This is a genomic window from Archangium lipolyticum (genome assembly GCF_024623785.1).
Taxonomy (GTDB): domain Bacteria; phylum Myxococcota; class Myxococcia; order Myxococcales; family Myxococcaceae; genus Archangium; species Archangium lipolyticum.
Genome location: NZ_JANKBZ010000017.1, coordinates 77,027 through 95,338 on the forward strand (window position 1 = coordinate 77,027; position 18,312 = coordinate 95,338).

15 protein-coding genes are annotated in these 18,312 nt (G+C 66.0%); 4 read left to right on the forward strand and 11 right to left on the reverse strand.

Translation table 11 applies throughout. The features are described from left to right. Positions 1-15: 15 nt before the first annotated feature. From NR810_RS30925 to NR810_RS30940, 4 genes are all read right to left on the reverse strand, one after another. A complete protein-coding gene (locus NR810_RS30925; protein ID WP_257457987.1) occupies positions 16-900 on the reverse strand; it encodes an ATP-grasp domain-containing protein in 885 nt (294 codons plus the stop codon). A gap of 171 nt (positions 901-1,071) precedes the next feature. Beyond that, positions 1,072-1,752 (reverse strand): SRPBCC family protein, encoded by a 681-nt coding sequence (locus NR810_RS30930; protein ID WP_257457988.1) that lies wholly within the window; start codon positions 1,750-1,752, stop codon positions 1,072-1,074. Continuing rightward, positions 1,749-2,402 carry a 2OG-Fe(II) oxygenase gene (locus NR810_RS30935; protein ID WP_257457989.1) on the reverse strand — a complete coding sequence of 218 codons (654 nt, stop codon included), beginning with the start codon at positions 2,400-2,402 and terminating at the stop codon, positions 1,749-1,751. The genes NR810_RS30930 and NR810_RS30935 overlap by 4 nt, the downstream gene beginning before the upstream one ends. Positions 2,403-2,434: 32 nt before the next feature. Beyond that, on the reverse strand, positions 2,435-4,306 hold the full coding sequence (locus tag NR810_RS30940; RefSeq protein ID WP_257457991.1) for a sensor histidine kinase: 1,872 nt from the start codon (positions 4,304-4,306) through the stop codon (positions 2,435-2,437). Positions 4,307-4,716: 410 nt separating this feature from the next. Here NR810_RS30940 and NR810_RS30945 point away from each other — a divergent pair, with 410 nt between their 5' ends. Next, entirely contained in the window at positions 4,717-6,576 is a 1,860-nt protein-coding gene (locus NR810_RS30945; protein WP_257457992.1) for an ATP-binding protein, read from the forward strand. Between the two features lie 42 nt (positions 6,577-6,618). Here NR810_RS30945 and NR810_RS30950 read toward each other — a convergent pair whose 3' ends face one another. The 3 genes from NR810_RS30950 to NR810_RS30960 form a co-directional block, all read right to left on the reverse strand. Continuing rightward, positions 6,619-7,428 (reverse strand): SDR family NAD(P)-dependent oxidoreductase, encoded by an 810-nt coding sequence (locus tag NR810_RS30950; RefSeq protein WP_257457994.1) that lies wholly within the window; start codon positions 7,426-7,428, stop codon positions 6,619-6,621. 129 nt (positions 7,429-7,557) lie between these two features. Continuing rightward, positions 7,558-9,276 carry a B12-binding domain-containing radical SAM protein gene (locus NR810_RS30955; RefSeq protein ID WP_257457995.1) on the reverse strand — a complete coding sequence of 573 codons (1,719 nt, stop codon included), beginning with the start codon at positions 9,274-9,276 and terminating at the stop codon, positions 7,558-7,560. 83 nt (positions 9,277-9,359) lie between these two features. Then, complete coding sequence (locus tag NR810_RS30960) at positions 9,360-10,253, reverse strand: LysR family transcriptional regulator (RefSeq protein WP_257457996.1); 894 nt, start codon at positions 10,251-10,253, stop codon at positions 9,360-9,362. Positions 10,254-10,376: 123 nt separating this feature from the next. Here NR810_RS30960 and NR810_RS30965 point away from each other — a divergent pair, with 123 nt between their 5' ends. Further along, positions 10,377-11,366: a nitrilase family protein gene (locus tag NR810_RS30965; protein WP_257457998.1), complete on the forward strand. Its 990-nt coding sequence runs from the start codon at positions 10,377-10,379 to the stop codon at positions 11,364-11,366. A gap of 101 nt (positions 11,367-11,467) precedes the next feature. After that, entirely contained in the window at positions 11,468-12,040 is a 573-nt protein-coding gene (locus NR810_RS30970; protein WP_257458102.1) for a LysE family translocator, read from the forward strand. Here NR810_RS30970 and NR810_RS30975 read toward each other — a convergent pair. From NR810_RS30975 to NR810_RS30990, 4 genes are all read right to left on the reverse strand, one after another. Continuing rightward, positions 12,019-12,843 carry an AraC family transcriptional regulator gene (locus tag NR810_RS30975; RefSeq protein WP_257457999.1) on the reverse strand — a complete coding sequence of 275 codons (825 nt, stop codon included), beginning with the start codon at positions 12,841-12,843 and terminating at the stop codon, positions 12,019-12,021. The genes NR810_RS30970 and NR810_RS30975 overlap by 22 nt on opposite strands. 65 nt (positions 12,844-12,908) lie before the next feature. After that, positions 12,909-13,787 carry a sulfurtransferase gene (locus NR810_RS30980; RefSeq protein ID WP_257458000.1) on the reverse strand — a complete coding sequence of 293 codons (879 nt, stop codon included), beginning with the start codon at positions 13,785-13,787 and terminating at the stop codon, positions 12,909-12,911. 98 nt (positions 13,788-13,885) lie between these two features. Beyond that, positions 13,886-15,310: a family 43 glycosylhydrolase gene (locus NR810_RS30985; RefSeq protein ID WP_257458001.1), complete on the reverse strand. Its 1,425-nt coding sequence runs from the start codon at positions 15,308-15,310 to the stop codon at positions 13,886-13,888. Positions 15,311-15,333: 23 nt separating this feature from the next. Then, complete coding sequence (locus NR810_RS30990) at positions 15,334-16,524, reverse strand: glycoside hydrolase family 43 protein (protein ID WP_257458002.1); 1,191 nt, start codon at positions 16,522-16,524, stop codon at positions 15,334-15,336. A 409-nt stretch (positions 16,525-16,933) separates the two neighbouring features. On the opposite strand from NR810_RS30990, the gene NR810_RS30995 reads away from it, so the two are divergent. Further along, positions 16,934-18,307: an iron-containing alcohol dehydrogenase gene (locus tag NR810_RS30995; RefSeq protein WP_257458003.1), complete on the forward strand. Its 1,374-nt coding sequence runs from the start codon at positions 16,934-16,936 to the stop codon at positions 18,305-18,307. Positions 18,308-18,312 lie beyond the last annotated feature (5 nt).

The following is an 18,312-nucleotide window of genomic DNA, read 5'->3' on the forward strand; positions in this document are numbered from 1 at the left end:
GCGCGCGGGCAACTCTCAACGATCCACGTCGAGCAACGCCGCGAACAGCTCGCGTGGATCGATGCTCGCCGGAAGCCCGGAGACCCCTCCATCGTTCACCTCGACCACGACCCAGCGGCCGTCCTCGAGCATCGCGACGTCCAGGGTGAAGAAGCGTGCGTCGATCTTGCGTGCGAGCCGCTCGAAGGCCGAGAAGTCGGGTACCTCGACGTCGAAGTCATCGTAGGACTCCGCTGCCAGGAGCCGCCCGCGCCCGAAGAACAGCCGGAACTCGAGGTGCGCGGGCCCGCTCGGCGTGCGCCCACGCACCTTGAATGGCAGGAAGCGCCTGACGACGAACCCGCGCTCGAAGCGGTCTCCGCGCTCCTCGAGCAGCGCGGCGCAGATCCGCTCGAAGTCCGCTCGCGTGGCACCGGCGGGGACGAAGCACGCCTCCGCCCACCGCTCCTTCGCCGACTTCACGTGATCCTTCACGAGCCACGGCGGTGCTCCCAGCGTTTGCGCGGCATGCCAGGCTTCGGATGGGTCCGTGCCCTCGGTCCAGACGGAGCGTGCGGTGTATCCCTTCAGCCGTGGATACCAGTTCGGGAGGTAGTGCGCCGCCGCGTACTCCGCCGGGGTCGTCATCAGCTCGTGGCCCAGCTCTCCGAGCGCTTCGTCCAGCGCTTCGTACTCCTCCCCCGTGAGCATCCATCCCCGGTACAGCAGCCGCAGGTGACCCCGCTCGGGGATGGCGGCGAGCGCGCGATCCGTGTTGCCTTCGAGCAGGGCGTGCAGATCGATCTGGAAGGTCTCGATTCCCAGCGCCTCGGCCGCTTCCGCTTCCGTGTCGAAGGCGTCGGACTGGTGCGGATTCCGGCCAAACACGATCGCCCGTTTGATGCGGGGATTCATCGCCATGCGCGAACCTCTCGTCAGGGGGTGGGTGCACCCAGACGAGGGCTCGACGCGAGGACTGACGAAGGCTCGGTGGCTCTTTTTGGCGGCGGCGGCCGGTGTCGCATCGCGAGCTCCGGCCTTTGCTTTCAACGACGCGGTCCCCTCCGAAAACCCGACAAGAAATTCAAAACCTCAACGGTCTCCGCCTCCCCGTGTGGGGAGAGCGCCCTGGAGGCGCGCGCGAAGCACCGCCCCGAGCACCTTCGCGGTCTCATCGGGCAGGCGGGCGAGGTGGGTGTAGAGCGTCTCCTCGAGCTGCGCGAGGGTCTCGGGCGTCGCCCCAGCCTCCCTCATCCCGGCCAGTACGGTATAGGCCGCCATGCCGAGCGGCTCGACGTAACCGCCCGACTCCTCCCAGAACTCCTCGAAGCAGGGGACGGCTTCTCCGGAGATGACGCGGACCAGCCGCCCCACGGCGGCCTCCCAGAACGCCCGGTGTGCTTCGTGTGACTCGGGGCTCAAGAAGGGACCCTGGCGGACCTCGATGCGCGTGCCCCCATTGGTGGGGTGGAGGATGATGGAGGCGCGGGTCGTCTCCGGGCCGAAGTTCCCTCCATCCCAGGCCAGCTGCATCCAGAGGACTTCGTCGGGCTTCACGGCGAGGACGCGGCCGGTCAGCGCCAGGGGGGTGCCCTTCTCATCGAGCAGGTCCAGCCGGAAGGGCTCGCCCACGTCCGAGTCCCCGTCCTCCCCGAGGCGGAAACCGCCCGGCGGGGCCCCATACCAGCGCCGGAACTGGAACGGATCCTCGATGGCCTCGAAGACCTGCCCCGGCGTCTGGGCCACCCACCACTCCATGACCAGCTCGCTCATGCCGCGATTCCTTCCGTCCGGGTCCGCATCTCGAAACGAGGCACCTTCGCGACCACGGCCTCTGGCAGGCGGTATTGCTCGACCACCAGGCTGATGCGCGCCGCCGAGAGCTCCGGAGCCCCGGCTTCGACCGCCGCGACCTCGTGCGCGAGGTCCCCCCGGAACGTCACCAGTGAGCGCGCCTGGGGAGCCAGCGCCGCCACCCGCTTGCCGCGGTGATACAGCCGCAGCTCTCCTCCCGAGAGGTGTTCCGGCACCTGGACGTAGAGCACGCTCACGGCGACCGGGCAGCCGATGTGGGTCTCGTAGAAGTTCATGCTGCGATCCAGGTGGGTATCCACCCCGCGCCCATTTTGAATCAGGAGGGGGTTGAGCAGGAACGCATTGCAGCCCGGCAGGAGCGCGGCTTCGAGGAAGGGGGCGAAGGCGGGAAACTGATCCGTCACCACGGGGACGGCCTCGCGCCGGAAGGTGATCGAGAAGCCATAGGTGCCCGTGAATTGGGAGGACAGGTTGCTCTCCCCGAGCAGGGAGGAGCCCAGGATGGCCGACCGGATGGCCTCGAGGGTGCTCGCGGGAAACGCGTCGGGCACACGGTGGACGAAGGTCTGGAGGCGGAAGGCCCCGCTCCAGGGTGGCTGGAAGCTCATGGGGGGACTCTACCGTGCCGAGCGGGGAGTCATCAGGGGTGTGCGAGGTCTCGGGGCAGCCGCACGGTGAAGGTGGTGCCCGTGGCGGAGCAGGAGCTCGCGGTGATGGAACCGCCGTGGGCCAGGACGATCTGCTGCGCGATGTAGAGTCCCAACCCCAGTCCCCCCTGGCGCGAGCTTTCCGCGGCGCGGCGGAAGGGATCGAAGACATGGGGCCGCAGGGGCTCGGGGATGGGTGTCCCCTGGTTCATCACCGAGAGGACGATCTCCTGGCCCTCTTCGTGGAGCTCCACCTCCACCGGGGTGTTTCCGGCCCCGTGTTTCAGCGCGTTGCCCACCAGGTTGGAGATGACCTGGGCGAGCCGATCCAGATCCCACTCTCCTGTGTAGGGACCCGGGTCATGGGAGAGCAGGAGGCGGCCCGGGTGCGTCGTCTCGAACTCCTCGAGCGTGGTAAGCACCAGCTCCAGCAGCTCGCCAGTCTGGCGCTGCAGGGGGATGCCGCCGCCCAGACGGGCGCGGGTGAAGTCGAGCAGGTCGGTGATCATCCGCGACATGCGCTCCGCGCTCTGGACGATGCGCCGCACCCGGACGCGTATGGGCTCGGAGACGTCCTCCTGGCGCAGCAGGGTCGTGGCGGCCAGGGTGATGCTGTTGAGCGGGGTGCGCAGATCATGGCTGACGATGCCCACCAGCCGCTCGCGGAACTGCTCGGAGCGCTTGCGCTCGGTGACATCCCGGAGGAAGACGGCCAGTCCTCCCTCGGCGGTGGGGTAGGCGTTCACGCTCGCCCAGAGGTCCTGCGGGGGGTAGTACTCCTCGAAGTGCACGGGGGTTCGTTCCTTCATCGCGCGCTGGTATTCGCGCCAGTACGCGGACTCGGGATTGTTGATGGCGGGGAAGACGTCCCAGATGACGCGGCCGAGCGTCTCCTCGCGCCGTTTCTGGCTGACGCGCTCCTGGTTCTTGTTCACCTGGAGGATGCGGAAGTCCTTGTCGAGCAGGATGAACGGATCCCCATGCTCCAGCACCTCCCCCGCGCGCCGGCTCTGGCGCAGCGCCTGCTCGGCCTGCTCGCGCAGCCGGGTCTGCTCCCTCAGGAGTTGCTCGCGCTCCTCGGTGCGGTTCTTCCGCTCGGTGATGTCCTGGCAGTAGACGGCGATCCCCTGATCGGTGGGGTAGACGTGGAACTCGAACCAGCGCTTCCACGGCTGGTAGTAGTTCTCGAAGGCGAGCGGGATCCGCTCGGTGGCCACGCGCCGGTAGTAGTGCTCCACGTTCGTGCCCAGGGTGGCGGGGAAGACCTCCCAGTGGTTGCGGCCCAGCACCTGCTCGCGTGTCAGTCCCATGAAGCGCTCGGCCTCGTGGTTGACGTAGGTGAAGCGCCAGTCCTGGTCGAAGGAGAGGAAGGCTTCGGAGATGCTCTCCAGGATGGTGGTGACCTGCTGCCTCTCGTGCTCGGCGGCCTCCCTGACGGCCTGGCGCAGGTGCTCCTCGGGGGAGTGCCCGCTGAAGGTGGAGGCGGTGTGCTCCATGGCGGCCTGGAGCCCGTTGCGAAGGCGCTGGAGGTCCTCCCGGGGGGGCTGCTGGCCGGGAGGGAGGGACTCCCAGAGGCTGGCGAGGAGCCGCTCGAGGATCACCAGCTCGGTCCTCACGTCCTCCACGGTGTAGCCCTGCCGGCGGCGCAGTTCGAGGTGGGCTTCCTCCAGACGCCGCCGGGAGTAGTCGGCGTCCCCGCGCTGTCCGAGGGAGAGGGCACGCAGGATGTCGAGGTACTCGGGGAGGTTGTCGATGACGTCCTGGGGGCGCACGTTCCGGGCGGACGGGAGCCGGCGGGCCTCCTCGAGGAAGAGCTGGATCAGAGACTCCCGATTCCGCTCGATGAGGTCGGCGATGGATGGCATGGCCGAGGGTTGACCTCTCCAGTCCGTCAACGTTCACCGGCCCCAGGGCCCATCGGGCGAGAACGCTTTCCGCCGGGTTGTTCGCTCGAGTGTGTCACAGGTATTCCCCCCGAAGACAGCGTACAGCGGACAGAGGGCCGCGCCCAGCTATCAACATCGTGGACCTTCCCGGTGACAGGGAGGGAGAGGGGAGGGGACAATTGGACGCGCGCCCAGGGCCACGACGGGGCAATGAGCCCCTCGCCTGCCCGGTTTCTCCTTTTAGAAGAAGCCCCGAAATCCGGAGCACCATGGCATCTTGAGCCGCCGGGAGCCTTCCCCTCTCCTCTCGGTTGCTCTTCTCCGACATGGCGCTGCCTTCATCTGCCGAGACAAGCCAGGACCGTCACGAACCCCCCGGACCCGGAGGAATGGCCTCCTCTGACTCCAAGAAGGCCTCGGGGCTCCTGCGCTGGCTGGACTTCTTCCTTTCGGAACCCCTGCGCAACGCGCCTCCCTCGGACCTCATTCGTCACCGGGTGCTCATCGGTACCACGTGTTTCATGCTCATGCTCTCCACGCTGTACCTGGTGAGCACGCTGTTCTCTCCATATGACTCCGCCCCGGGCATCGCGGGCGTGTTGTACGTGGCGACCCTGGTGGCGGCGCGGAAGTCCTCCCGGTTCGAGGTTCCGGCGGTGATCCTGATCGCAACCATCACGGCCGGCTTCGTGGGGGGGGTCTTCATGAACAGGGCCAACTTCGAGGGTGGCGTGCACGCCGCGAACCTGCTGCTCCCCGCCTTCGCCGTGTACCTGCTGGGGCCGCGCTGGGCACTGCTCTACACCCTCTTCATCGCGGTGCTCATGGATGTGGTTCACCCCCTCTACGTCACACACCATGTCGGCGTCCCCTCCGATTCCTTCTCCCTGTCACGGTTCTGGGTCCGGCACCTCTTCTCGGGCGTCTCGTTCCTGGGCATCTGGGGAGTCGGTGCGTTGCATAGCACCGCACGGGATGCGGCCCACCGTTCGCTCGAGGAGGCCTTGAAGAAGCTCCAGGACAGCGAGAGCAAGTTGAGCAGCATCATCGAGAGCACCGACGACATCGTGGTCTCGACGGACACCGGGGGGCGCATGCTCGTCGCCAATTCGGCCATGAGGAACTTCTTCCAGAAGTTCCTCGGCACGCAACCCGAGCCACAGCAGTCGCTCTTCCTCTACCTGAATCCCGAGAGGATCCATCTCTGGAAGGAGCGCTTCGCCCAGGTGCTTCAAGGCCAGCGCCTGCGCATCGAGGAGACGTACGCGTTCAGGGATACCCGCTTCGTGTTGGACGTCAACCTCCATCCCATCATGGTGGCGGGAGGTCGGGTCACGGGCGTGACGGTCTTCGGCCGCGACATCACCAGCCGCAAGGAGGCCGAGACCCGGCTGGGAGAGCTGCACCGCACCCTGGTGGATGTCTCCCGCCAGACGGGCATGGCGGAGATCGCCACCGGCGTGCTCCACAACGTGGGCAACACCCTCAACAGCGTCAACATCTCCACCACCCTCGTCACCGACCAGCTCCGCCGCTCCCGCGTCACCGGTCTGACCAAGGCCACGGCCCTCCTGCGCGAGCACCTGGCGGATCTCGCCTCCTTCATCACCCGGGATCCCCAGGGACAGCAACTGCCGCCCTATCTCATCGCCGTGTCCAACCAACTGGCGGAGGAGCGCGACACCATGCTCAAGGAGATGCAGTCGCTCACCCAGAGCGTGGAGCACATCAAGTCCATCGTCAGCATGCAGCAGAGGCACGCGCGCCCCGCGGGCGCGGTGGAGCAGGTGGCGGTGCCCCAGCTCATCGACGAGGCCCTGCGCCTGCACGCCGTCTCCTTCGAGCGGCTGGCCATCCGCATCGTGCGGGATTACGCCGACGTGCCCCTCATCTTCGTCGACCGGCACAAGCTGCTGCAGATCCTCATCAACCTGCTGAGCAACGCGCGCCACGCGCTGGTGGACAGCGCGCAACAGGACAAGTGCCTGCGCATCCACGTCCAGCCCGTTCCCGGGGGGGAGCGGCTGCGCATCGACGTGACGGATAACGGAGTGGGGATCGCCCCGGAGAACATGGCGCGCCTGTTCTCCCAGGGCTTCACCACCAAGAAGACGGGGCACGGCTTTGGCTTGCACATCAGCGCCCTGGCCGCCGAGGAGATGAAGGGCCGGCTCACCTGCACCAGCCCCGGCCCCGCTCAGGGCGCCACCTTCACGCTCGAACTGCCCGTGAAGGGCGAAGGTGTCTAGAGATGTCTCACTTCCAGGCCCGTGAAGTCGTCGCCCTTGCGCCTACTTCGGCAACAAGGCGCTCATCTGGTTGTAGATGAAACGCGCTGCACGCTGGGGATTCAGTCTGTAGACGGCATCCATGAGCCTGGCATCGGCTCCCACCAGGACGCGGTAGCGGTTGTTCTCGATGCCCTCGAGGATGATCCGCGCGGCCTTGTCAGGCGCCAGCATCTTGGGCAGAGGCCCCTCTCCGCCCTTCATCTGCAGGCTATCCATCACACCAGAGTTCACCGCGATGTTCGTGCCGATCGCTCCCGGGAAGACCACTGTGACCTTCACGTTCGTGCCCAGGAGCTCCGAGCTCAAGCCTTCCGTCAGGAGCTTCACGGCCGCCTTGGTTGCCCCGTAGATGGTCTGTCCTGGCACGGGCAGGAATCCACCCATGCTGGAGATGTTCGTGATGTGCGCCTCCGGGCGTGCGAGCAGGTGCGGCAGGAACGCCTTGGTCATGTAGAGCGTTCCGTACAGGTTGACGTTCATCACCCGATCGATCGCCGCGTAATCGAGGTCCTTCAACCTGACAAAGGGTTGGATGACGCCAGCATTGTTGATGATGCCGTCGACAGCCCCGAAGCGGGAGATGACCTGGCCTGGGAGCGCATCCACCGCTGCGCGGTCCGTGATGTTCGTGATGTAGGTGGCCAGCCTGTCCTGGTTCTTCCCCGCCAGCTGGCGTGTCTCTTCAAGGGCAGACGCGTTGATGTCGACAGCGGCGACGCTCGCGCCTTTTGACAGAAGCGCCAGGACAAGCTCCCGGCCCATTCCGTTTCCGCCGCCGGTTACAACGACAACCTTGTTCTGGACCTTCATGGCCTTGCGCTCCCTCGAGCTGTTCCGCCGGAGGGGGCATGGGCCTCCCTTCCGCGCTTTTGACTGACATGTCTATCAACCAAAAAGCTCGGGAGCAAGGCTGGGGTGCGCACTCCGGCACCTCGCGCTTCAAGCCGGCTGGAGGAAGCGTCCGTCGACGAGGTGCTCGATGACCTCGCGCGCCGAGCCCGGGTCGAGCTTCAACTTCGCCCCCAGGTGTGTCACCGCGTTGGCGACCGTCGTCGGGCGCTCGAAGGTGGCCAGGGTGGTCAGGAGGATCCTCCCGTCCTCGCCCTGATCCAGCGTCGGGTCGGTGAATCTTCGCGGGCTGAGCGAAGGCGCGCAGACCAGGGATGTTCCCTCCACCGACCGTACGACGGTCACCTGTTCCTGCGCGACCTTCGCGGGAACCCGGTGAGGTCCCAGCCAATCACCGAGCTTGAACTGAAGGGTCGATGGGGCGGTGTTCAACAGGCGCGTGCGTCCGTTGATGGGAACCCTGCGCTTCGTCTCCTCGTGCTTCCGCGCGAGGGCATCCACGTGCTCCGACGTGCGCTGCACCGCCTTCTCGAGCGCCGTGTCGCGGAAGCGAATCATCGGTACCGACACGTCGCCGGGCTCGCGCTGCTCGAAGTACTCGAGGAACTCCGAGAACGTTCGCGCTTCGGTCTCCATGTCGAACCGTGCCGGGTGCTCGGTGACGAGCGCACCCGGCTGGGCTTCGAGCCGCTGGTAGCCCACCAGGCAGTCGAGGCTGATCATTCGCTCCACCAGGCGGACTTCCTCCTTGAGCGTGGCGGCGCTGGCGAAGGGGAGTCCCGCGATTCCAGAGACCTCGATGTCCAGGTTCTCGTGGCGGCGGCAGCCGTCGATGATCTCGAGCAGCTGCTGGTCCGATGCACACGGCTTGAGCAGGCCACGCCGCATCTGCTCGTGCCGCTGCTGTTCCGAGAAGCAGCCGATGTCGAGCACCATGTGGACGTGCTCGAAGGCTCCCGCCAGGGCGTCGATGAGCTCCATCCGGGCCACGCCCCACAGGAAATACATGCAGGAGTGGCGTGAGAGATCGACTCCCGCCCAGGTGCCTTGCAGGAACCCGGCCGAGCTTCCCGAGAAGTCATAACGGAACTGCCACGTCCGGGGAGCGATCTCCTGGTGGTCGCGGCGCACACTCTCCTCGGAGCGCAGAAACGGCTTCGCGCGTCCGAAGGCCGCCTTCTGGTTGCCGCGGGCTCCACCGCAATAGAGGCAGTTCTCGCCGCAACCCTTGCCGGGCGCGACCCACCCCGAGAAGGCATGGCGATCCTGGTGGCTCAGGAAGATGTCGTCGAAGTGCGAGTAGTAGATGTCCTCGCTGTTCGTGGCGCCTTGCACGTACTCCAGGGGCAACCGGCGCGGGGTGCCATCCGGAGCCCGGGTGACGCAGTTGGGAGGGGAGGGCTCTCCCTGGCAGAGCGCCAGCAGCGGCCTCTCGCCGTCGCCCAGGACGATGTGATCGATGCAGTCGAACGCGCTCAGCTCCCGCCACCAGTACGACGCGGTGTTGCCGCCCACCACGATCCGGATCTCGGGGTCGATCGCGCGCAGCGTCCGAGCCAGGAGCAGCGCGCGGTGGACGTGATGGAACCATTTGAGGCTGATCCCGACGAGCCGGGGGCGCACGCGCGCCACCAGGGCCTCGAGCGAGCGAGTCACCTCCTGCTCGGATTCGTCTCCGTCGTAGAGCCGGACGAAGGCCTCGATTCCACCGCGTCGCAGGTAGCCCGCGAGGTAGAGGATTCCACAGGTTGCCTCGCCGGTTCCGGCGCCGACAAGGAGGACTGGAGAGAGAACGCGACGGCCTTGCATGAGACGAACCCCGACCTTCCGAACACCGCGAGTATAGAGGGTCCCGGGACGAGGCGTACGAGTGGGCTTGCTTGCCCCTGTGCCTACGCCCCGGACAGCAGCGTGCGCTCATCGCGGAAGAGCTCGAACAGATGGTCCGCCACCGCCCTCACCCGGAGGGTCCGGGCCGCATCGCGGCGCATCAGTATCCAGACCTCGCGGTCGGGCGGAAGCGGGCCGAACGGGATCCGCACGAGGCCCGGGTAGCACGAGGCCAGGAAGCAGGGCAGCAGCACGATGCCGTATCCGGCCTGCGCGGCCGCCGCTTGAGCCTGGAGGCTGTTGCTGCGGAAGACGAACCGATGGTTGGGAAAGCGTGCCGCCATCCAGGCCGCCTCGGTTGCCTGATCGTCTGCTCCATACCCGACGAGGGGGGGCTGTTCGCGGGAGAGAAGGGCATCGCGCTTTCGAGCGGGAGCGAAGAAGCCATAACCCACCGTGGCGGCCCGTCGGGAGAGCAGGTCGCTGTCCGCGGGCCGGCCGAGCCGGATCGCGATGTCGGCCTCCGAGCGGGACAAGCTGAGCACCCGCGTCTCGGCGATGAGCTCGACGTCGAGCCCTGGATGGCGGTCATGCAGCGTTCCCAACCGCTCCACCAGGAAGCCATGGGCCAGGGAGCGGGACGTCGTGAGCCGCACCGGTCCCCTTGGACCGTCATGGGCATCGAGGCGGCGCTGCACCACCTGCGCGGCCTCCTCCATCGTGGTCGCTTGCGCCAACACGGTCGCGCCATCGGCGGTGAGCTCGAAGCCGTCTGGTTTCCGAACGAGCAGCGGCCTGCCGAGCTGGCGCTCCAGCCCCTCGACACGCCGCGCGACCGTCGAGCGGGCGGCACCCAGTGCCCGGCTCGCGGCGGCAAGACTGCCGTGCCGGGCCAGGGCCGCGAAGTGGCGGAGGTCGTCCCAATCCAACGGGGGTGTGCGTTTTTCGGCAGGCATGGGGCAAAGGTCGACAGTTTACCGGGACGGGCCTCGTTTTGGATGCTCCCTTTCGCGCCGAGACCGGCCTCCGAGCCGGCGGCACGGTCCACGGGCGCATCCTGACAGAGGGGAGTTCGAGCCATGACGAGCGTACGGGTCGCTTCGGTGCAGTTCCAGCATAGACCGGGCGATAAAGCCTACAACCTCGAGCGCATCCGGTACTTCACCGGCCTGGCCTCCGCCAGCGGGGTCAACCTGATCGCCTTTCCGGAGATGTGCGTGACGGGCTACTGGCATGTTCGCAACCTCGATCGGGATGGCATCTCGGCCCTGGCCGAGCCCATTCCGTCTGGTCCCTCGGTCGACGTTCTCCGTGCTCTGGCTCGCGAACACGACCTCGTGCTGGGCGCTGGCTTGATCGAGGAGGGCGCCGACGGCCGCTTCTACAACGCCTATGCCGTCTGTCTCCCGGATGGGACGGTTCATACCCATCGCAAGCTCCACGCATTCGAGAGTGAGCATATCGCGAGTGGCGATCGCCATACCGTCTTCGAAACGCCGCTGGGAATCCGGGTTGGAGTCCTGATCTGCTGGGACAACAACCTCGTCGAGAACGCCCGCGCGACAGCGCTCCTGGGTGCTGACGTGCTCCTGGCACCGCATCAGACTGGCGGGACGAATTCGCGCAGCCCGCACGCCATGGGACGGATCGACCCCGAGCTCTGGCGCCGGAGAGCGGAAGACCCCGGCGCCATCGAGGCTGAATTCCGCGGTCCGAAGGGGCGGGAGTGGCTGATGCGCTGGCTCCCGGCACGTGCCCACGATAACGGCATGTTCCTCGTGTTCAGCAATGGCGTCGGCCAGGACGACGATGAGGTCCGGACCGGCAACGCGATGATCCTCGATCCCTATGGCCGCATCCTGGTGGAGACCTGGCGGGCGGGTGACGACATGGTGGTGGCGGACCTCGACATTGGCCTGCTCCCGCTGTGCACCGGGCGCCGCTGGATTCGAGGCCGGCGTCCCGAGTTGTACGGCATGTTGGCCGAGCACAGGGGGGACGAGCTGGAGCCCCGGCAGGCTCGCTTCTCTCCCGAGCCCACGGTGGCGCACCGCCGCGATCCGGCGTGACGCCACAGGCGCATTTTGTTCAATACCCCGGCCCGCCCACCTCCCTACGCTTGCCTTCGAACCCAATGGCTTTGAAGGTCGATATGAATCTTTCCCTGTCCATGGCCGCGTTCGCGCTGGCCTTGTCCATTACCCCTGGCCCTGTCAACGTGGTCGCTCTGAGCGCGGGTGCCCGCCATGGTTTGCGCGCCAGTCTGCGCCATGTGTTTGGTGCGACCCTGGGCTTCACCCTCTTGCTGCTGGCCATCGGCCTGGGTCTGCACGAAGCCTTCATGACCTGGCCGTGGCTCGCCAGTAGCCTGCGCCTGGCGGGAGTCGTCTACCTGCTGTACTTGACCTGGAAGCTCTGGTCGGACGACGGCCAGCTGGGGGGCGCCAACGACGACACCCGGCCTGGCTACTGGAGCGGAGCCTTGATGCAGTGGCTCAACCCGAAAGCCTGGCTGGCCTGCGTGGCCGGTATGGGCGCCTTCGCCGCGGGCGGTCGGGTCGCGGTGATCGGGCGCTTCGCGGCCATCTATTTCGTGGTGTGCTACCTGTCCATCGCCTGCTGGGCCGCGGTGGGCAACTCCATCCGGCACTGGGTCGACAACCCCACCAGGTTGCGCCGTTTCAACCGGGCCATGGCCCTGCTGCTCGCTAGCTGCGCCTTCTATCTGCTGCTGGCCTGGTAATGCCCGGGAGTCGCGGCCAGGTAGCGCTTGAAGGTGCGTTGCAGGTGGGCCTGATCCGCGAACCCGGCGGCCTGGGCCACTTCGGCGATCGGCCGGCCCTGGCGCAGCTGGCGACGGGCGTACTGGATGCGGCCATTGACCACGAATTCGTGCGGCGTCAATCCATAGCGCCGCTTGAAGGTGCGGATCAGGTGTGACGCCGACAACCCGGCCGCGGCGCAGATGTCGTCGAGGGAGATCGGTTCCAGACAATGCTCGCGGATGTACTGCTCGGCCCGCCGCAGCCGGGGGTCGCAGGCCGGCATTTCAGTACCCCTTGATGAAAGGGCCGTGTGCAATTGGTCGGCGAAGGTGACCAACGCCTGCTCCCGGGCCAGTGAGTCCTGTGCTTCGTCGGCCAGTATCCGATAGAGGCCCAGGATCTGCTGGTGTAGAGCGGGCGCCTGGCTTTGTTTCACCGCGAAGGGATGAAAGTCGGCGTTGGCTCCCAGCCCCAGCTCCACCTGGCGGGCGCCAAACCATGCCGCATCAATGTAGAGCATCAGATACGCCCAGGGCTCATTGCCGATGGGATTGCAGGCATGCACGTCACCCGGGTTCATGATGACCGTGCTACCCGCTCCGACCACCTCCTGCCAGTGCCCGTTACGGTAGGTGCTGCGCCCGCCCACCACGGCGCCAACCGAGAAACTCTCGTGCGCATGGGCGGCGTGGCACAAGGTGCGACCATCGGCCACGACCCGGGCTTCGACCCAGGGAAGTCGTGGGTCGCGCCAGAATCGAGATGGACTGGTGATCGCCATGACGAACTCCTTCTCCGAGGGGCTCACGATTCGCCGAATAGCAGGGGGCTGACGTGTTCGGCGCGCTACGCGCGAGGCGCCATGCGCCGTGGATCCGGCTCGCCCTGCTCGATGGGTAGCGCCGGGTCGCGCGACCACTCGTTCCACGAACCGAAGTAGAGGTGCACGTCGTCGAAGCCGGCCTCCTTCATCGCCACCAGCGTGTTCGAGGCCCGCGCCCCCTTGAAGCAGTAGAGGTAGACCCTGGCCTCGGGCTGGATGCCGACGGACGCGCAGAGCGAGCGCACCTCATCCTTCGAGATGAACAGGGGGATGTCGTCCTGCTTGCGCATCATCTGGTACCACTCGATCCACACCGAGCCAGGGATGCGTCCCTTGCGAGGACAGAAGTCGGCCCCATAGGGCGAGGAGCTGGCCCCCACCCATTCGTCCTGGTCTCGCACGTCGAGCAGTACCACGGACGGGTCCTTCAAGGCCCGTAGCATCTCGTTCCGGTCGATCATCAGCCCGGGTTTCGGATCGAGTGGGAACCGCTTCGGCTCGGGCTCCACGGGCTCCGTCGAGAGTGGCAGCTCCTCCTTCATCCAGGCCCGGAGCCCACCGTGGAGGATGGCCACCCTCGGATATCCGAGGTACTTCAGCAGGAAGTAGCCACGACAGGACTGCCCATAACCGTTGTTCATCGCATCTTCGTAGATGACCGCAGTCTCCTTGCCCGAGAGCCCCGCCTTGCCGAAGAGGTCCGCGAACGTCTGCTGCATCGCCGCGAGCCCCTCCGGCGTGGAGTCCGACAGGTAGGTGAACACGTCCCGGACGTTGACCGCTCCGGGGATGTGCCCGGCGGCGTATTCCTCGGGGGAGCGGGTGTCGATGATGACGAGGTTCTCTTCGCGAGCTCGTGCTTGGGCGAGCTCGCGAGGTGACAGCAGCAGCTTCTGGCTCATGGTCTCCTCCAATGGGGTAGGGGAGACGCATGATAGGCGAGGAGGAGGCTCCCAGGGGTTTTCTCCGCGCGGTACGGTCCTCCTCTACCTCGAGAGCCTCAATCCAGTTGGAACGTCGCGTCGGACCGGTCGGTGGCGGTGGAGAGCGTCTGGACGTAGAGCAGGTAGTTGTAGTGACGGATGTACCTGCCGGGATAGTTGTAGGACTCGAACGACAAGCCACTGCTGTCCGCCAGACCTGCCCGCTGGTGGAAGGACGCGTCGTTCTTGTACGAGGTGGAGCCGTCGTTCTTCTCCAGCCACAGCTCGAAGTTCTTGTGCCTCAGGTAATAGCCCGGAAAGTTCGCTGACTCGAACGATACCGTACCGGAGCCGGCAAGACCTGCCACGAGCCTGAACTGTGAATCCCCCAGGTTGCTGACGTTGGTTTCGAGCTTCGCCCTGAACTCCCAGTGGCGGATGACGTAGCCCGGCAGGTTGTGGGACTTGAACCGGAAGGGAGTGGCCCCTTCCGCGACCGGAATCCCGAAGTTGGGGGTTCCGTCCGCGTTCCAATAGAGCTTCTGCACGCGGGTATGGCGGTTCGGGTCGTAGAGTGGATCGCCGACGATCGTCTTGTAGTTCCGCGCATGGTAGACAAGGATGTCGGTCTGCCCGTCCTCGCCTATGACGAATGTGTTGTGGCCAGGGCCGTATTGGCTCGTCTTCTCGTTGCTGATGAAGACGGGATTCGGCGACTTCGTCCAGGATGCCGGATTCAGCGGATCGCTGTTCGCGGAGGCCGTCAGCAGTCCCAGGCAATAGCGGTCATCGGTCTTGCTGGCGGAGTAGGCGACGAAGATCCTTCCGTTCCTCTTGATGACCGCCGGGCCTTCGTTGACCCAGAAGCCCTGGGTCTCCCAGGCGTACTCGGGTTTCGCCAGGAGGACCGCGGGCAGGGTGATGGTGGTGGGGCTGCTCATCTTCGCGATGTACAGGTTGCTTTCCGGGTCCTTCTGCGCCCAGAGCAGATACCGCTGGCCGTTGTGCTCGAAGGTGGTCGCATCGAGCGAGAACGAATCCAGGTGCGTGAAGACGCGGCCCTTCTCGGTCCAGGTGCCGCTCAGGGGATTGGCACTGGCGTTCTCGAGGGCATAGATGCGGATTCGCCAGATGTCGTTGGAGGCACCCGCGGCGAAGTAGATGTACCACTTGCCATTGATGAAGTGGATCTCCGGCGCCCAGATGTGCGCGCCCATCTCGCCGGACGCATGCTTCCTCCAGATGACCGTTTCCGACGCGGTCGCCAGTCCCTGGAGGGTCTTCGCACGCCGCAGGATGATCCGGTCGTACTCCGGAACGGAAGCCGTGAAGTAATAGTAGCCGTCGGTGTGCTTGTAGATATGGGGATCGGCCCGTTGCTGGATCAGCGGGTTCGTGTACTGCGGGGCCGCGGCCATGGCGGTAGCTGCCGTCAGCTGCAGGACCAGGGATGCGACGAACAGCGCGGGGACGAACTGCTTCGCGATGGATGACGAAGTCATGGGGATTCCTTCCTTTCGTTGGCTCAGGGGGTGACTTCCTGGAACGTCGCGTCCGCTTTTTCGACCGAGGTGGTGATGGGATCCACCCGGAGCACATAGTCGTAGTGCCGGATGTAGCGGTCGGGCAGGTTGTATGACTGGTAGGAGTACCAGCTCGAATTGGCCAGACCGGGGACGTCCCTGAAGGTGGCGTCCTGCTTGAACTGGCTCGTGCCGTCATTCTTCGCCAGGACGAGCAGGAAGCTGTCATGCCGCAGGAAGTGGCCGGGGAAATTGACCGATTCGAACGAAATGGCGTTGCTGTCGGCCAGACCGGGGACGATCCGGAACTGCGAGTCCTCACCTGGTGTCACGTTCGTGTCGATGCGAGCCTGATAGTTGTAATGGCGGGCGAAGCGGGTCTGGAAGTTGAAGGATTGGAGACGCCTGATATCGCCGGGCTGCCCCGTCTCCTTCAGGACGGTCAGGTGCCGGACGAAGCCCGTGAGCGTGGGGAGCTCCTTCCTGGCCGACCAGGAAGCGAAGGTGTTGGTGGAATCGCTGTAGTAGTATTTCGCGACGGTGTACCCGTCGAAGAGGATCCTCCAGGTGCCATCGTCCAGCTGGTACAGGGCCGGGCCTTCCACCCAGTTTCCCCAGCCCGCCCAATCTCCGGTGCCTCGAAAGGTGTAGGGGCCGGTCAGGCTGGAGGACGTCGCGTACTCGATGTATTTGGTGGTCTCGTTCTTGGTGAACGCGTGGTAGGTGCTCCCGAGCTTGACGATGAAGGTATCGATGTAATTGGGACTCAGTCCCGCCAGCGGCACGGGAGCGGACCAGGCGGACAGTGAGCTGTTCTGCGCCTTGATGACATGGGGGGTGAAGTTGGTGGCGCCGGTCGTACGCAGGGACACGATGATGTTGACGCTGCCGTCGCTGTCCTTGAACCACTCCGGAGCCCAGGTGTTCTGCAGGTTCGTGACGGGGAGGGTGACATTCCGGAGGAAGGTCCAGTTCACACGGTCGGTGCTTCGGGCGAAGCCAATCGTGTTGCCTTCCCAGTTCGTGGTGTAGGTGACGTAGTACATCCCGTCGGTGTGCTTCAGGATGCTGGGATCCCGGATCAACCCCGACGGTGGTGTGTAGGCGGGTCCCTTCATCAGCCCGTAATGGGTTCCGTTATAGGACTGGTACACATACATGTTCGATTCACTGGAGCTCGTGAATGCGCTCATGGTGTACACGCTCGAGGTCGCGGTTGCCGGGGCGGGCCGGAGCGTGAACAGCAGAAGGACGGCCCACAAAACCGGCAGGAGGGAGAGCCGGGAACGCCGGCATGTGAGCGCTAACATGCCGGAGGTGGAGTTGCTCACCACTTTCTTTCGACGCATGGGAGTTCCTCGGGGTTGGGGGGGTGCAGCGGGACATCGGGGCGAACATCCGCGCCTCGAATCGTGTCAGGGTGAATGGAATCCACACTGACGGTCAAGACGCTGAATCCAGATAATTCTGGCAACGCGCCGCATCATTTCATGCAACGCTCTGAAGCCAACATTCAGGGCGTGGCCGGTTGCGCGCGATGACCGCTCAGCGCTTCACCCAAGTTCATGGCGTGTCGCTTCCTGTCTTGGTTAGGTTGCGAGGATGTCCACTTCTTCTTTGCGAGAACTCCTCGAGCGCCTCGGTCCGGACGGGGTGCTCGCCTGTACCTGTGGGAAGCACCACCGCATCTTGGTGAAGCAGGTCCTCGTCGGCGAGGATGCACTGCGGGAGTCGGCCGAACTCCTCCGGCGGCAGCGGGGGAGCGGTCCGGTGCTGTGGGTGCTGAGTGACGAGCACACGGAAGCCGCCGCGGCGGAGCGATGGAAGACGGCCGTCAGCGCCAGCCGGATCGCCGCGCGGATCCTTCCCGGGGAGCCGAGGCCGGTCCCGACGCTGGCGCTGGTGAACGAGCTCTCCGCCGAGGTGAGGGCACTCTCTCCGGATCTCCTGGTCAGCGTGGGCAGTGGTGTCATCAGCGATCTGGTGAAGAAGGTGTCCCTGGACACCGGTGTACCCAACTGGTGCGTCGTGACCGCGCCCTCGGTGGATGCCTACAGCTCGGCGACCGCGGCGATCCGCATCGAGGGGTACCATCAGGCCGTCCCGGCCCGGCCTTCCGAGGTCATCGTGGGCGACCTGGAGGTGATCGGCCGGGCCCCCCGTCCGCTATTCCTGGCGGGCCTTGGAGATCTGCTGGCCAAGTATCTGGCCCATCTCGACTGGAACCTCGCCCGGATGGTGACGCGCGAGTCCCTCTGCGACACCATCGCCGGACTGGCCCTCGGGTCCGCCCGGGAGGCGCTCGCGGCCGCGCGCACCTGGCAGGCCAGGCCTCTCGCGGCGGTTCGCTCACTCACCGAAGCGGCGCTCGTGTCGGGGTTCGCGATGCAGGCCCTGGGCAGCTCGCGGCCGGCGGCCTCGGCCGAGCACACCATCGCGCATTTCTGGGAAATGGCGGGCGCCGTGGCCGAGGAGGAGCACGACCTGCACGGGCTGTTGGTTGGCGCCGCGTGCCGGCTCGTCCTGCCCGGCTATGTCGACTGGTACCGCCGGCTGGCGGAGGCGGAGCTGGACCTGGAGGGGAGGCTCGTGGCGCTGGAGCGCGAGCCTGCGTGGGACGAGCGTTTGGAGGCGAAGATGAGCCCCTTCCGGCGGAAGATCGCGGAGGAGATGCGAGGCCGGGTGCTCGATCGCGCGACGCTGGCCCAGCGCCTGGATGCATTTGCCCGAGCGAGGGATTCCATTCAGGCCATGGCCGAGCCCCTGCTGAGGGAATTGTCCGACGCGATCGACCTGCTGGCCGGTACCGGCTTTCCCTTCTCGCTCGACGCACTGGGGATCGACGAGGACTACCGGCTGCTGCCCGTGCGCAACGTCCGTCTGCTCCGAAACCGCTATACGACGTTCGATCTCGCGCACGAGCTGGGCCAGGAGGACGCGCTCGTCGCCGCGATCTCTCGCGGCGTGCCCGGGTGAGCCGG

What these genes read in the sequence shown, in the direction of transcription:
- NR810_RS30925 (WP_257457987.1), bottom strand. Translation starts at nt 900, where the DNA reads ATGGCGATGAATCCCCGCATCAAACGGGCGATCGTGTTTGGCCGGAAT.
- NR810_RS30930 (WP_257457988.1), bottom strand. Translation starts at nt 1,752, where the DNA reads ATGAGCGAGCTGGTCATGGAGTGGTGGGTGGCCCAGACGCCGGGGCAG.
- NR810_RS30935 (WP_257457989.1), bottom strand. Translation starts at nt 2,402, where the DNA reads ATGAGCTTCCAGCCACCCTGGAGCGGGGCCTTCCGCCTCCAGACCTTC.
- NR810_RS30940 (WP_257457991.1), bottom strand. Translation starts at nt 4,306, where the DNA reads ATGCCATCCATCGCCGACCTCATCGAGCGGAATCGGGAGTCTCTGATC.
- NR810_RS30945 (WP_257457992.1), top strand. Translation starts at nt 4,717, where the DNA reads ATGGCCTCCTCTGACTCCAAGAAGGCCTCGGGGCTCCTGCGCTGGCTG.
- NR810_RS30950 (WP_257457994.1), bottom strand. Translation starts at nt 7,428, where the DNA reads ATGAAGGTCCAGAACAAGGTTGTCGTTGTAACCGGCGGCGGAAACGGA.
- NR810_RS30955 (WP_257457995.1), bottom strand. Translation starts at nt 9,276, where the DNA reads ATGCAAGGCCGTCGCGTTCTCTCTCCAGTCCTCCTTGTCGGCGCCGGA.
- NR810_RS30960 (WP_257457996.1), bottom strand. Translation starts at nt 10,253, where the DNA reads ATGCCTGCCGAAAAACGCACACCCCCGTTGGATTGGGACGACCTCCGC.
- NR810_RS30965 (WP_257457998.1), top strand. Translation starts at nt 10,377, where the DNA reads ATGACGAGCGTACGGGTCGCTTCGGTGCAGTTCCAGCATAGACCGGGC.
- NR810_RS30970 (WP_257458102.1), top strand. Translation starts at nt 11,468, where the DNA reads ATGGCCGCGTTCGCGCTGGCCTTGTCCATTACCCCTGGCCCTGTCAAC.
- NR810_RS30975 (WP_257457999.1), bottom strand. Translation starts at nt 12,843, where the DNA reads ATGGCGATCACCAGTCCATCTCGATTCTGGCGCGACCCACGACTTCCC.
- NR810_RS30980 (WP_257458000.1), bottom strand. Translation starts at nt 13,787, where the DNA reads ATGAGCCAGAAGCTGCTGCTGTCACCTCGCGAGCTCGCCCAAGCACGA.
- NR810_RS30985 (WP_257458001.1), bottom strand. Translation starts at nt 15,310, where the DNA reads ATGACTTCGTCATCCATCGCGAAGCAGTTCGTCCCCGCGCTGTTCGTC.
- NR810_RS30990 (WP_257458002.1), bottom strand. Translation starts at nt 16,524, where the DNA reads ATGAGCGCATTCACGAGCTCCAGTGAATCGAACATGTATGTGTACCAG.
- NR810_RS30995 (WP_257458003.1), top strand. Translation starts at nt 16,934, where the DNA reads ATGTCCACTTCTTCTTTGCGAGAACTCCTCGAGCGCCTCGGTCCGGAC.